We start from the raw sequence: 13,666 nt of genomic DNA on the forward strand, positions 1-13,666 counted from the left end.
ATAAAAGATATTATCAGTCTCCTTCTTACTTGTTAAATTTCCAATAAATATAAAGGAGGGTTCCATATGGACTCACTCAATAATAATAAAGTAAGTCTCTCTAAAACTAAAAGTTCAACATTTGCTCTGTATGCCCTCACTCTAGGCGCATTTGCCATTGGTTTAACGGAGTTTATCATAATGGGACTACTTCCAGAGGTTGCCGAAAGTATGCAAGTCTCTATTCCGATGGCTGGCTTGCTAGTTACTGGATATGCGCTAGGAGTTGCTATCGGTGCTCCAATCATTACAGTTGCAACTCATAAAATGAAACGTAAGGAACTCTTACTTTTCCTCATGATTCTTTTTATTTTAGGAAATGCATTAGCGGCTCTTGCACCTAATTATACTACCTTAATGGTTGCACGTATCCTAGCAGCACTAACACACGGTTCGTTCTTTGGAGTAGGGTCTGTTATTGCAGCGGAATTAGTTCCTAAAGAAAAACGAGCAGGTGCTATAGCCATTATGTTTACTGGCCTAACCTTAGCCAATATTTTAGGTGTACCCATCGGAACCTTCCTAGGACAAGCATATGGTTGGAGATCAACATTCTGGGCAATTACGATAATTGGTATTATCGCATTAATAGGAATTATTATTTTAGTACCAACGGTTAAAGCAGCAAAATCTAGTTTACGTCAAGAATTAGGAGTTCTACGTCGCCCTACCTTTCAGATTGCACTTTTAATGACGGTTTTTGGATTTTTTGGAGTATTTACTACCTTTACCTACATTACACCAATTTTAGTAGATATCACTGGATTCTCACCAAAATCAGTACCATATATACTAGTTCTCTTCGGGATTGGTGTTACAATTGGAAATATTTATGGTGGAAAATTAGCAGACAGAAAGTTATTTCCTTCACTAATTGGTATTCTTATCATTTTAGCAATTGTGCTGGCCATCTTTAGTATTACCGACCAGTATAAAATTTTAATGTTAATAACTGTTTTTATTTTTGGTATGGCTGCATTTGGGATAGTTCCCGGATTACAACTGAACGTATTGAATACTGCTAAAGAAGCACCAACTTTAGCCTCTACCTTAAACATTGCTGCATTCAATCTAGGTAATGCACTTGGCGCATATACTGGAGGAATAGTAATTGATTTGAATATTGGTGGTGGGCTTCCCGCTGTTCCTTTAGTTGCATCACTGGTAACGGTTGTTGGGATATTTTTCACGTTATGGGGTGCTCAGCAACAAAAGAGAAATAATCAACAAGGATTAAACCATTAATAAAAGGAGACCGTCTAGTTCGGTCTCCTTCTCTTTATTTAAGTGTTTTTAATACATCACTATTTAATAATACTTCCACTCTCTGTTTTACCACTATTTGTGATACGGTTCTCCCCGATTAATCCGAAATGCCCGGTAAATTTGTTCAACCAAAATTAGCCGCATTAACTGGTGCGGAAACGTCATTTTTGAAAAGCTTAACTGCTCATCTGCTCGCTTTAACACTTCATCACTTAACCCCAACGACCCTCCGATTACAAAAGCCACCTTGCTTTTTCCATAGGTGGCCAGTTTATCGAGATTTTCAGCTAGTTCCTCAGATGACTTTAGTTTGCCATTTATAGCAAGGGCGATCACATATGTATCTTGGTGAATCTTCGATAAAATACGCTCTCCTTCTTTTTGTTTCACCTGCTCCATCTCTACCTCGCTTAATTCTTCAGGTGCTTTTTCGTCTGGCACTTCAAAAATTTCTATTTTAGCATAGCTATTGAGACGTTTTACATATTCCTCTATCCCTTGTTTTAAGTACTTTTCTTTCAATTTCCCAACCGTTACAATTGAGATATGCACAGTTCATCCCCACTTTACAAACAGTTTACAAACAAGTTATTCACAGAAGTTATCCACATATTCACAGCGGTATCCACATTTAGTATGTAGATCATTCGTTCGCCACCATATATACAGCAGGTTTTCCACAGTATCCACAGGAATTTTGGATGTTTTCCACACTTTCTAGCTTTTCAAACTTAGGTGCAATTTCGTGTTCACCCACAACTTCATCTAAGGCTAAGTCTACATGTTCTTCACAGCAATAGATCATTTCTTCATCTCCATTCTCTTCCCTATTCTTTATCAGTATAATCAGCCTTTAATAATTTATCCACAGCGCAGGTTTACATACAGGAAAATAAGCCTTAAAGCTAAAAAAGACAGAAAGCTTAAAGCCTCCTGCCTCATCATTATCATCTTTTATTAAGGCTGTTTTCGTAAGGGTTGGTGTTAAAATTGTAAAAATCTTAAAGCCGATTTTTACTACCTAAAGCCGATTTTAACGCAAGATAAGCAATTTTGTACGTTATAGTAAGTTTGCAAGCTCTTTTCTCATGGATAAAAAGCTATTTGCTGCGAACAAAGCTTAATCGATTTTATTTTGTATCCAAAAAGCAACAAAGTTTGAGAAAGAGCCTTTATTGAAGATCTTCTTCCACAAGTGTCATACTCGTTTCTTGTAATTTTCCATTGCGATAGTATTTAATTTCTAATTGTTGTCCTGCTTCTTTTTCATTATATAAATGCTTACGTAGATCAACTGAGTCGTTGATCTTGACTCCATCCATCTCGACAACTACATCGTATTCTTTTAATCCAGCTTGGTCGGCTGGTGAGTTCGGTACAATTTCAAGAATGGCCACTCCATAATTAATATCTTCTGGGAGCTTTAGGGTATCCTGCTGATAACGAACTGGAATTTCATTTACTGAACTCAAGCTAACGCCCATATATGGTCGTTTCACTTCCCCATACTGCTCTAAATCTTCAATGACTGGAATGGCATAATTAATTGGAATTGCAAGCCCAATTCCTTCAACGGACGACTGAGCAATTTTCATCGAATTGATTCCGATTACTTGACCATCGATATTTACTAGGGCTCCACCACTATTTCCCGGATTGATTGCTGCATCGGTTTGCAGTACTTCGGATTGCCAGTCTGGTCTACCGTCTTGGTTAATATCAACTGGAATTGAGCGTTCAAGACCTGAAATGATTCCTTGAGTCACCGATCCAGAAAACGTTAGACCAAGAGGATTTCCTATAGCAATGGCAGGTTCCCCTATTTGTAATTCATCGGAGTCCCCAAATTCAGCTATCTTTTTGACATTTTCTGAAGAAATCTCTAAAACAGCTAGGTCAGTCCACTGATCTCCACCTACAAGTATTGCCGGAGTTTTGTTCCCATCACTAAACGTAACCTCAAGCTCTGAGGCCCCTTCAATCACGTGGTAGTTTGACACGATATAGGCTTTTTCTCCGTCCACCTTGTAAATAACACCAGATCCTGTGCCAGCCTGTTGGCTCTGCTCTGTATTAAACCAAAAGCCGCGTCCAGTTTGAATATTTGTAATTCCTACCACAGCCTCGCTTGTTTTCTCAACTGCCGCTGTTATCGCTGTTTGTACGTTAACAGAGACATTTTTTGAGTCTCCTATTCTCTGCTCTGTTGATTGCCCAATTTGCTCATTATTTTTTGGCTCCACATCATAGGGAAGAGCACCCAATCTCGCTAGTGTTGGCACGGTAAAAATAACTATGAGACCGCCAATAATCGCTCCCGCTAAGCTAGCGAAGAGAAATCCACCTTTATTTCCTTTTTGACGCTGATAGCGGGTATATTGATCCTCATCATAATAGCCCATGATATCAAATCCTTTCAAAAAGCTTATCTATTCATAATCTCTATATCCATTATAACTGTTGTTTACGCAAAATTTAATCAATAGATATCGTCAATTTTCAAAACAAAAACAACTTACATCTACGTTTACCGCTCGCGATTTAAAGACAAAAAAGGAATGAGGACAATTCTGCCTCCATTCCTATCTAGTAAACTTAAACTGCCGTTAACGCTGTTGGTTTTTTCGGGTCGGTATCAAAGAGATTAAATTGCTCTCCTGCCCGTATCCCTTGTCCTTCAAGAGTCTGGGATACTGCCATTCTTGCAAGATCCTTCATGTTATTATCCGCACTTAGATGAGCCAGGTAGATTTGCTTTGTGTTGTCTCCAATGACTTCACTCATCGCAATTGCTGCATCCTCGTTTGAAACATGTCCATAATCCCCCAATATCCTTCTTTTTATATTCCAAGGATATCTTCCCATTCGCAGCATTTGGACATCATGATTGCTTTCAAATACGTACACATCTGCATTTGAAATTATTCCCTTCATCCGATCACTTACATATCCCGTATCGGTGATGAGGACGAGCTTTTTTCCTTCATGATGAAACACATAAAACATTGGTTCAGCGGCATCATGGGAAACACCAAAGGATTCAATATCAAGAGAACCAAAGCTTTTGACGGTTTCCATTCCAAAGGTAAATTTTTGCTCGACCGGCACTTCCCCAATTAAACCGTTCATTGCGTTCCAAGTCTTTTCATTTGCGTATATCGGTAATTTATATTTACGGGCAACGATCCCAATTCCCTTAATATGATCGCTGTGTTCATGCGTCACTAATATTCCCGAGAGGCTCTTCATATCTCGGCCAATTTGCTGGAATAAGGCATCCATTTGCTTACCACTTAAGCCAGCATCGACCAAAAATCTCTGGTCCTCCGTCTCCACGTAGATCGCATTTCCCGTACTCCCGCTTGCGAGAACACTAAAATGCAAAGTCATATCTATTCACTCCGTTATATTATTATCATCGTTTTTAAACTCAATCACTTGACCCTCAAATCCATGGACAAACAAGTTTTCTTCCCCATTTACAACGATTCTCCACGTCGGTGCTAATACTTGTGAGGCTGCAAGTTGAATGAGAGTAGAATAGCCTAACTCGACTTTGGTAATCTCACTCTTCGGCTCCAAGAAACCCTTATTATATAAAATCTCAACTGCACCTAATGCTGTTAAAATCTCTTGCTCGTCTGATAATTCTTCAACCTCTTCAATATAGGTCTGCTCAAAAAGCATCACTTCACTGTTATCATCGATAAAGAAGGTCAACCTGCCGTTCAAATTATTATACATCATTTTTCCTTCGTGTAGTTGATAAAAAGTGATAGTTCCTTTGGTCTCATCCTTTTTCCAAAATCGGTACTTTTCACCAAATTGGACGGCCGATTTCACCGCAATTGTGAATTCCTCAGGATTAAACTTTTCAGTAATTTTTATCGGCTTGTCTAACTGCCCAATAATCGTGGCAGCAGTTTCATCACCGGAGCTACTTTTTAATATTTGATTAGGAGCTAAATCTTCCCTAGTAAAAATTTTCGGTTTAACACTAATATATCGCTCTTTTTTCAGATCATTGGAGATTTCATTATAAATGATATCGTTATTTTTCAGCATTTCTTCAAAGGAAGCTTCTTCAATAACTTCATACTTCGCTTCACTTCTAGTATTCATAAACTGAAAAATAAGATAGATATCCAGGAGGAGAAAACTGACTATAAAAATGGTTTTAATTCTACTCCAATCCATTATATACCCTCTCCTCCTCTACTAAGGGAAACTCAAACCATATCCCATCATACTGATAGAACCAGCCTGGTTCCAATGAGATAACAGAGGAATCTCTTCCTTCCTTTACCATATAATACCCCAGTGAAATATCGTCAAGAAGCTCCAGGTTCAAATCCGTTTTATCCTTTATTTTCGAAACAATTTCTTCCCCTGATGGCATGGTTACCATCTGCATTTCTGGATTAATAGGTAGCTCCAGGTTAAAGCTAGGTCGGACATAGTGCTTTATCTCTGTTTGCCCCCACTCCTGGATTATTTCTGATAAGCCAATCTCGTTAAAAATGGGGTAGCCTTCATCGCTGTACATCCGAAAAATAACCTGTTGATTAAAATCATCTTTATAGACAAAGCGGAAAGGGTCCGTCCATCCACTATGTCCATTAATGTGTTCAATGCTCTTCTGAATGATATTTTCCGTTCCAACTACAGCTTCACTTTCCCTAAAAGGATTTACATAGATAATCATACTGGTATTATGATTAACAGTCATCTTACTGGCTTCATCCGTAAACTCCTCGCCTTCGGTTACAAAGCTTTTTTGTACAAAACTTGGATCCCTAAACAAGGCATCCTTCAATTGTTCTGGTTCAATCGGATTACGGTAATACGTGTATCTTTTCATTTCTGTTCTATAAATTGGGAGGTAAATAGATTTTTTATTATCCAACTCATGAACAAAATAAGGATTATACAAATTCGCTTTCTGAAGGAATGCTTCTGAAAATTCACTTATGGCTGCAAGACTCACATTGCTTACATATGATTCATGACTTTTTGTAGAATAAAAATAGATGGTTCCCTCTTGACCCTCTCCAGCCTTTGCATTGATCATCATCCGATCAAATTCAAATTTAGGAAGGTCTTGATCTTCAAAGTTTAGAATTTTTTTATAGAGTTCAACCGGTACTCTATCAGGGAAAATAAGCTCTGTATACTGCCCCTCTGAAAGAGATTTTAACAGCACAGATCGACTATCTCCCCATTTCCTAACATCGTAGTACTTCCATTTACCAATCAAGTTCATGATTTTATCTAATTCTGCATTATCGTTGGTTCCATACTGCTTTGCCCCGGTATGAAAAATAACCTGGTGGGGCTTTACAATATTCCTTATCTCCTGCTTTGAACCAATAGCCACTTCATTAACGTTTTTTTCTATTTCCATTGTTTCGTAGTTTGGCTGAAACGTCCAAATATTCCATGTCAAAATTGCACTAAGGACAATTAAAATCGTTAGTATTATTGTTTTTACTTTTTCATAGTTCATGACCAATCATCCTCTGCCATTCGGTCATAAGGAAGCGAGAAATAAATCGTCGTTCCTTCCCCTTCCACACTTTCTGCCCAAATGTCGCCTTCATGTGCCTGTACCATTTCTTTCGCAATCGCAAGCCCTAACCCCGTACCTCCGAGCCTTCTCGTTCTTGCCCTATCTACACGATAAAAACGATCAAATATCTTATTTACATTATCCGCTGGGATCCCGACTCCCTCATCAGAGATACTAATAATAATTCGCGTATCTTCTTCTTTCATTCGATAAGTAATTCGACCACCTTCTGGAGAATACTTCATCGCATTTGAAATAATATTATCTAGTACTTGTGTAATTTTATCCTGATCAATTTCCACAAACATTGGTGTTGTAGGAATTTCACGAACAAAGATGACATTTTGGCTTTTGGTTAGTTCAAAACGATCAATGATTTTATTAAAATAAATGGAGAAATCGATCCATTCCTTGGATAAGCGATAATCCTCCCGATCCATTTTCGATAACTGCAATAAATCATTCACTAGCCTAATCATTCTCTCAGTCTCTGTCCTAGTGGTCTGTAAAAACTGCGGTGCAATTTCATCATCTTTCCAAGCTCCATCTGCTAACGCCTCTAAATAGCTTCGCATCGTCGTTAGAGGCGTACGGAGTTCATGAGAAACGTTTGCGACAAATTCCCGACGCTCCATTTCAATTTTCTCTTGTTCGGTAATATCATGAAGAACAGCAATCAATCCATTAACAAAACCACTTTCTTTTTGGATAACTGAAAAGTTTGCACGTAAAATAAGCCTTTTCTTTTTATTACTAAAGTCTAAGATGACGGATTCCTGCTCTAAAAGTAAATCATCAAAACTATATTCATCGTCAAGACCAAGGACTGAAGCAATTGAAGTCGATAGTACTGTTTCACGTGAAACATCCAACATCTTCGTTGCCGGTTCATTGATTAAGATAACTCTTCCCTTGCGGTCAGTTGCGATAACTCCATCGGTCATATTTGTTATGACCGAACTAAGCTTTCGTTTTTCTCCTTCAGTGGTCGCGGTTGCTTCCTGTAGCTTTCTTGTTAAATCATTAAATGTCATTGCAAGCTGACCAATTTCGTCATTATCATAAACCTTAACTTTTCTAGTAAAGTTTCCCCTCGTCATGACCAATGCATGTTTTTTCATATCCGCAATTGGTCGGGTAATCGTTCTAGCTAGAAGAATTCCCAGAAGGGCGGTAAAGACTAAGGCAATACCCGTCCCAGTAAAGAGAATTTTATTGATATCCTTCATTTGCGAAAAGATATTTTCAACTTTCGCAACTAAATAAACGGCCCCAATAACTTCTCCTTTTGATCGTATTGGCGTGGACTGCACCCAAACTCTATTCCCTGACTGTTGATCCACCTGGATGCTTCCTTCATCACGGTTCGTGACAATGGAGCGCTTAACCTTTAACGCTGTTGTTCGCTGACCAACAATCCCTAGCCTGCTTGGGTCTGATGTCCCAATAATTCGGAGACTCCCTCCATCAATCGCTTGAACTTCAGAAAGATCAGATGATTTATTTTTATATTCCCGTAAAACAAGACGCACTGCTTCTTCTTTCGTGGGATCTTCTTTCCCTCTTTCCTTTACCATTTCCTCTTGAAGGTCGAAGACAAGCATATCCACTCGTTGTTTAAGGGAGTTTTGAAAATTTGTCATCAGAGTATCTTCCAATGTTCTAACAAAATACACGCCAATAATTTGCATGGCAATCAGAATCAACAAGACGTATATGATGACAAATTTAAGATGAATGGAACGAAAAAATCCAACTTTTTTCATTAAGCCTTTTACTCCTGTTCAGAGTTTCTTAAATAATAGCCTACCCCTCTACGTGTAACAATCCATGTAGGGTGGCTTGGATTATCTTCGATTTTTTCACGGAGACGTCTTACTGTAACATCGACTGTACGGACATCGCCGAAATAATCATAGCCCCAAACGGTTTGTAATAAATGTTCTCTCGTCATGACTTGACCAATATGTTTGGCTAAGTAATGAAGCAATTCAAACTCACGATGGGTTAACTCAATCGTCTCCCCTCGTTTTGAGACTACATAAGCATCGGGGTGGATTGTGAGCGAACCAATCGTTATCTCATTTGTTTCCTCTTTCTCCTCTACCTGAGATGTGACTTGCTGATGTCTTCGTAAATTGGCCTTCACTCGTGCAATTAATTCTCGGGTACTAAATGGCTTTGTTACATAATCATCGGCACCTAATTCTAGACCCAAAACTTTATCGATTTCAGAATCCTTAGCGGTTAACATAATAATCGGCATTTCATATTTCTTACGCACTTCCCTACAGACTTCCATTCCGTCTTTTAAAGGGAGCATGATGTCTAAGAGGATAATATCTGGTTGAATCTCCTCTACCATTTCAAGAGCGGTATTTCCATCGTAAGCACAATGTACCTCATAACCCTCTTTTTTCAAATTAAACTGTAAAATATCTGCAATTGGCTTTTCATCATCAACAACAAGGATTTTTTTCTCCATAATCAGTCTCCTTTCCATCTGGGAAATAAGTCTATAATCAATTCTATCCAAACTTCTAAATTGGTTCTATCTTATCTATTCTACTTTATTCTAGAGAAAAACTAAATTTTTCTCCACCAATCCATTGAAACTCAACACCTTTGCATGAAATTTGCCAAATACTTCTTGTTAAAAATAACAAAAGCCTCTAGCTTATTCTAGAGGCTTACGTTCTATTGATTTTTACCTAGTACCGTACGAGGGTCTACAAGTTTTCCATTCTTGGTCACTTCAATATGAAGATGAACGCCAGTTGAATTACCAGTGGAGCCCATAACCCCAATTTTTCCACCTCTTGATACAGTTTGTCCTGGTTGAACTGAAATGGACTCTAAATGTGCATACAAAGTACGATAACCATTTTGATGATCGATGATTACCTTATTCCCATACCCATCGCCACGATTACCAGTAGAAACAACTACACCATTATCGACACTCTTAATGGTTCTTTCACTTGGTCTAGCAATATCCATTCCTTTATGCATACTTCCCCAACGATATCCCATATTACTAGAAACATAGCCACCATTTGTTGGCCATGCAAAGCTACCTGTTCCACGTGATGGAATAACTTTAGTCCCTTTAATGATAATTTCTTCAACAGCTTCTTTAAGAACAGTTGTGTTCAATGTTTCCTTCTTAACAACTTGTCCATTTTGTTCTGTTACAGAATAGGTTACGCCGTTTAACCCATTGCTACCTTCCTGCTTTACCTTTGTTTCCCCTTTTGCCATAGAAGAGTCTTCTACTATCTTCTTCTCAAATGGGACTTCCTCGGTTGTATAAACTTCTTTATTTACTTCCACGTTGGCAAGTGGCTGTTGATACGTAACCTTTAGCTCCATTCCTGGCTTTAAAAGTGTATCTTCATTTAAATCAGCATTAAGTGATAATAGCTGCTTTAAAGTTAAATCATGAGAGTCAGCAATGGCTCCTAATACATCTCCAGATTTCACTTCGTATTTCTTTTCTTCTAATGTCCCTTTTTTAAATAAGGTAACAACATCTTCTACCGCTAAAACTTCATCGGGATTAACTTTTGTTTCAATAAATGAAACTTCTTTTGAGAGTTTAACGTCTAATAAACGAGTTTGATTTTCTTTTAATTCGGGTAATGGTTGATTAGGGACAGTTTGTCTCTTCTCAAGTTGAGCAAGTTCCTCTTCACTCACATGGTCTAGCATGAGTGAATCTATTACATTCTCTGCTGCAGCTTCATCTTTAACAAATGCAACTTCTTCACCATCAATAACAAGCGCAGAAACATTAGCCTTAATATCAAGTTTTGATTCAACTTGATTTAAAACGTCTTCCGCTTGTGTTGAAGAATTAAATTGAAAAGCTTGTTCTGGAATATAGGTAATTTCTGATCCTACTTCTAAATCTATATCCTTATATGTTTCTTCCATTGATGTCAATTTATTTTGAATTAAAGACTCGACTTCTTTTTTATCTGCTACGGTGCCGACAAACTCATCTTGTATGTATACATGAAAGAAAGTCGATAATTGTAAATTGGGAGCAGCCATAGTATTCCCTGTTCCGAAAGTAAGCGCAGAAACGGTCAGTGCGGCTACGATTGCGTTTTTCATTACTGGTTTTACTTTAGTTGACCATTTACTAGTAAGACCAGAAAATGTATTTCTCCTCTTTGCCATGTTATCCTCCTGCAAGGTACAATTAAGAACAAAGTACCCCATTCACATCTATTTTTATATTAACCTTTTATAGGTTACCATATCTTCATATAAAAATATTAATGGAATTCATAATGTAACAAAATTGTATAATAACTGACATTTTACTACATTTGCTGTTAAATAACTGGAAAAATAAGTTTTATAAATAAAAGTGGATATTTGGCCAAAAGCTAGGAAAATACGGGTTTTCAAGACTTTCAAACCCGAATCCCTTTTATTTCAATACATAGATATAGTGTAAATAGTAATTACGTGTCTTTTGTAATAATTCTGTAATATAAGTAAAAAATTATAAAAAAAGGAACGTGTAGTTAATACACGCTCCCTTTTTTGATGGCTCAGGACGGAATCGAACCGCCGACACATGGATTTTCAGTCCATTGCTCTACCGACTGAGCTACTGAGCCATAATATGTATTTAGTTTCGCTTAATTGTTTCTGCGAGTCCATTGCTCGAATAACCTTTCGGTTTTTCTCGCAGGTTGCCGCAGAAATTAAATATGTTTAATCTCTTAGTATACCTGTCCCCATCTCAGTAATCATAATCAAGAAGCATCTCGATGGGTACAACTCGTAGCGTATTCATTGAAGAGATGCTCGTTGCTCTACCGACTGAGCTACTGAGCCAAACGCAATATATGTATGTAAAGTGACCCCTACGGGATTCGAACCCGTGTTACCGCCGTGAAAGGGCGGTGTCTTAACCGCTTGACCAAGGGGCCATATTGAAGATGCTTTTGCTAACGCAAGAATATGGAAATTTACTTTCAATAGTGTGAAAGAAATTTTGGTGAGCCATGAAGGATTCGAACCTTCGACCCTCTGATTAAAAGTCAGATGCTCTACCAACTGAGCTAATGGCTCTAAATATTTGCAATACATGTTACAACCTAAAAGTTTTGTTTGGTAGCGCATCTACGCTGCTCGAAAGACCTCACGGCCTTTCTCGCAAGTTTCCACAGAAGCTTACTCAATGAAGCAAGAAACTTGCTCTACCAACTGAGCTAATGGCTCCAAACTTATTCGTCTATAATCGACAATTTTTTCATCTCTCGTAAACGACTTTCTTATAGTATCATGATGGTTTCTCTTTGTAAAAGGTTTTTTTGATATTTTTCTAAAAAAGAGAAAAAACTCCCGGAAATGGGAGTTTTTTAATGAAGTTAAATTTGTCTCCATGGGCTACGAACGATGTTTGTCTGGTTCCGATCAGGTCCAACAGAGAAGATAGACAATGGAATACCTGTTAGTTGTGAGACTCTTTCAATATAATGTCTAGCATTATCAGGTAGCTCGTCTAACGTTTTACAAGACGTGATATCCTCTGTCCAGCCTGGTAGTTCTTCATAAACAGGTTCACACTGTGACAGTGCTTTTAGGCTTGCTGGGAATTCTTCAATTACTTCCCCTTTATATCGGTAAGCGATACAAATTTTAAGTTTTTCAATTCCTGTTAAAACATCAATTGAGTTTAAGGATAAATCTGTAAGACCGCTTACCCGACGAGCATGACGAACAACTACGCTATCGAACCAACCAACACGACGTGGTCTACCTGTAGTCGTTCCATATTCACGCCCAACTTCACGGATTTGGTGACCAATTTCGTTATCTAACTCAGTTGGAAATGGACCATCACCAACCCTTGTCGTATAAGCCTTACATACGCCTACAACATGATTAATTTTGCTTGGGCCTACTCCTGAACCAATGGTTACTCCACCTGCCACTGGATTAGAAGAAGTTACAAATGGGTATGTTCCTTGGTCAATATCAAGCATAACGCCTTGGGCTCCTTCAAATAGAACGCGGCGCCCCTCATCTAACGCGTCATTTAAAACAACTGATGTATCACATACATACTTTGCCACCTGTTGTCCGTATTCGTAATATTCATCAAGAATATCCTCTAACTTAAAGCCTTCTGTTTCATACATCCGTTCAAATAAACGATTTTTCTCTTCAAGATTACGTATGAGTTTTTCTTCAAAAACTTCGCGCTCCAGAAGATCAGCCATTCTAATCCCCACTCGAGCAGCCTTATCCATATAAGCAGGACCTATTCCTTTTTTCGTTGTCCCGATTTTATTATCGCCTTTTCTCGCCTCTTCAACCTCATCTTGTTTTAAGTGGTACGGCAAAATAACATGGGCACGATTGCTAATTCTTAAATTATTCGTCTGAACCCCTTTATCATGGAGGTAGGCTAGTTCCTGTACCAACGCTTTTGGATCAACTACCATCCCATTGCCAATCACACAGATTTTATCTTGATAAAAAATTCCAGATGGGATTAAGTGGAGCTTGTAGGTTTCTCCATTAAATTTAATCGTATGACCTGCATTGTTCCCACCCTGATAACGGGCGACCACTTCAGCATTCTCAGATAAAAAATCGGTGATTTTTCCTTTCCCTTCATCTCCCCATTGCGTTCCGACAACAACAACTGATGACATACAGAAAGCACCTCCAAAGTTCTATGTAAAAGATATTTTTTTAACCAAACAAGATAATTTTAACAGTTAATACTAAATGCCGTCAATAAAACACGAACAATTTTTATAA

General features: G+C 38.1%; 11 protein-coding genes and 3 tRNA genes. 1 reads left to right on the forward strand and 13 read right to left on the reverse strand.

Annotated elements, in window-relative coordinates:
• The first annotated feature begins 66 nt into the window (after positions 1-66).
• Positions 67-1,284 carry an MFS transporter gene (locus LG336_RS27125; protein WP_404330581.1) on the forward strand — a complete coding sequence of 406 codons (1,218 nt, stop codon included), beginning with the start codon at positions 67-69 and terminating at the stop codon, positions 1,282-1,284.
• Positions 1,285-1,377: 93 nt separating this feature from the next.
• On the opposite strand, the gene rlmH is transcribed toward LG336_RS27125, so the two are convergent.
• The 13 genes from rlmH to LG336_RS27190 form a co-directional block, all read right to left on the reverse strand.
• Positions 1,378-1,857, reverse strand: coding sequence for a 23S rRNA (pseudouridine(1915)-N(3))-methyltransferase RlmH (gene rlmH, locus LG336_RS27130; protein ID WP_404330582.1), 480 nt, complete (start codon positions 1,855-1,857; stop codon positions 1,378-1,380).
• A 91-nt stretch (positions 1,858-1,948) separates the two neighbouring features.
• Positions 1,949-2,110, reverse strand: a complete 162-nt coding sequence (locus LG336_RS27135) for a CxxH/CxxC protein (protein WP_404330583.1) — start codon at positions 2,108-2,110, stop codon at positions 1,949-1,951.
• A 367-nt stretch (positions 2,111-2,477) separates the two neighbouring features.
• Positions 2,478-3,707, reverse strand: coding sequence for a S1C family serine protease (locus LG336_RS27140; RefSeq protein ID WP_404330584.1), 1,230 nt, complete (start codon positions 3,705-3,707; stop codon positions 2,478-2,480).
• 193 nt (positions 3,708-3,900) lie between these two features.
• Positions 3,901-4,695, reverse strand: coding sequence for an MBL fold metallo-hydrolase (locus LG336_RS27145; RefSeq protein WP_404330585.1), 795 nt, complete (start codon positions 4,693-4,695; stop codon positions 3,901-3,903).
• Between the two features lie 6 nt (positions 4,696-4,701).
• Entirely contained in the window at positions 4,702-5,502 is an 801-nt protein-coding gene (locus LG336_RS27150) for a two-component system regulatory protein YycI (protein WP_404330586.1), read from the reverse strand.
• Positions 5,489-6,811: a YycH family regulatory protein gene (locus LG336_RS27155; protein WP_404330587.1), complete on the reverse strand. Its 1,323-nt coding sequence runs from the start codon at positions 6,809-6,811 to the stop codon at positions 5,489-5,491. Before LG336_RS27155 ends, LG336_RS27150 begins: the two co-directional genes overlap by 14 nt.
• Complete coding sequence (gene walK / locus LG336_RS27160) at positions 6,808-8,640, reverse strand: cell wall metabolism sensor histidine kinase WalK (RefSeq protein WP_404330588.1); 1,833 nt, start codon at positions 8,638-8,640, stop codon at positions 6,808-6,810. The genes LG336_RS27155 and walK overlap by 4 nt, the downstream gene beginning before the upstream one ends.
• Before the next feature lie 8 nt (positions 8,641-8,648).
• Positions 8,649-9,359 carry a response regulator YycF gene (gene yycF, locus LG336_RS27165; RefSeq protein WP_221873753.1) on the reverse strand — a complete coding sequence of 237 codons (711 nt, stop codon included), beginning with the start codon at positions 9,357-9,359 and terminating at the stop codon, positions 8,649-8,651.
• A 212-nt stretch (positions 9,360-9,571) separates the two neighbouring features.
• Positions 9,572-11,059, reverse strand: a complete 1,488-nt coding sequence (locus LG336_RS27170) for a peptidoglycan DD-metalloendopeptidase family protein (RefSeq protein ID WP_404330589.1) — start codon at positions 11,057-11,059, stop codon at positions 9,572-9,574.
• A gap of 376 nt (positions 11,060-11,435) precedes the next feature.
• A tRNA-Phe gene (locus LG336_RS27175) sits at positions 11,436-11,508 on the reverse strand.
• Between the two features lie 243 nt (positions 11,509-11,751).
• Positions 11,752-11,823: transfer RNA gene (locus tag LG336_RS27180), tRNA-Glu, on the reverse strand.
• A gap of 66 nt (positions 11,824-11,889) precedes the next feature.
• A tRNA-Lys gene (locus tag LG336_RS27185) sits at positions 11,890-11,965 on the reverse strand.
• Between the two features lie 299 nt (positions 11,966-12,264).
• Positions 12,265-13,557, reverse strand: coding sequence for an adenylosuccinate synthase (locus LG336_RS27190; RefSeq protein ID WP_404330590.1), 1,293 nt, complete (start codon positions 13,555-13,557; stop codon positions 12,265-12,267).
• Between the last annotated feature and the right edge of the window lie 109 nt (positions 13,558-13,666).

The sequence above is a fragment of the Mesobacillus maritimus genome, from assembly GCF_044803185.1.
Taxonomy (GTDB): Bacteria; Bacillota; Bacilli; order Bacillales; family Cytobacillaceae; genus Mesobacillus_B; species Mesobacillus_B maritimus_B.

Coding starts and splice junctions, on each gene's coding strand:
- LG336_RS27125 (WP_404330581.1), top strand. CDS start 67: ATGGACTCACTCAATAATAATAAAGTAAGTCTCTCTAAAACTAAAAGT.
- LG336_RS27135 (WP_404330583.1), bottom strand. CDS start 2,110: ATGATCTATTGCTGTGAAGAACATGTAGACTTAGCCTTAGATGAAGTT.
- LG336_RS27140 (WP_404330584.1), bottom strand. CDS start 3,707: ATGGGCTATTATGATGAGGATCAATATACCCGCTATCAGCGTCAAAAA.
- LG336_RS27145 (WP_404330585.1), bottom strand. CDS start 4,695: ATGACTTTGCATTTTAGTGTTCTCGCAAGCGGGAGTACGGGAAATGCG.
- LG336_RS27150 (WP_404330586.1), bottom strand. CDS start 5,502: ATGGATTGGAGTAGAATTAAAACCATTTTTATAGTCAGTTTTCTCCTC.
- LG336_RS27155 (WP_404330587.1), bottom strand. CDS start 6,811: ATGAACTATGAAAAAGTAAAAACAATAATACTAACGATTTTAATTGTC.
- walK (WP_404330588.1), bottom strand. CDS start 8,640: ATGAAAAAAGTTGGATTTTTTCGTTCCATTCATCTTAAATTTGTCATC.
- yycF (WP_221873753.1), bottom strand. CDS start 9,359: ATGGAGAAAAAAATCCTTGTTGTTGATGATGAAAAGCCAATTGCAGAT.
- LG336_RS27170 (WP_404330589.1), bottom strand. CDS start 11,059: ATGGCAAAGAGGAGAAATACATTTTCTGGTCTTACTAGTAAATGGTCA.
- LG336_RS27190 (WP_404330590.1), bottom strand. CDS start 13,557: ATGTCATCAGTTGTTGTTGTCGGAACGCAATGGGGAGATGAAGGGAAA.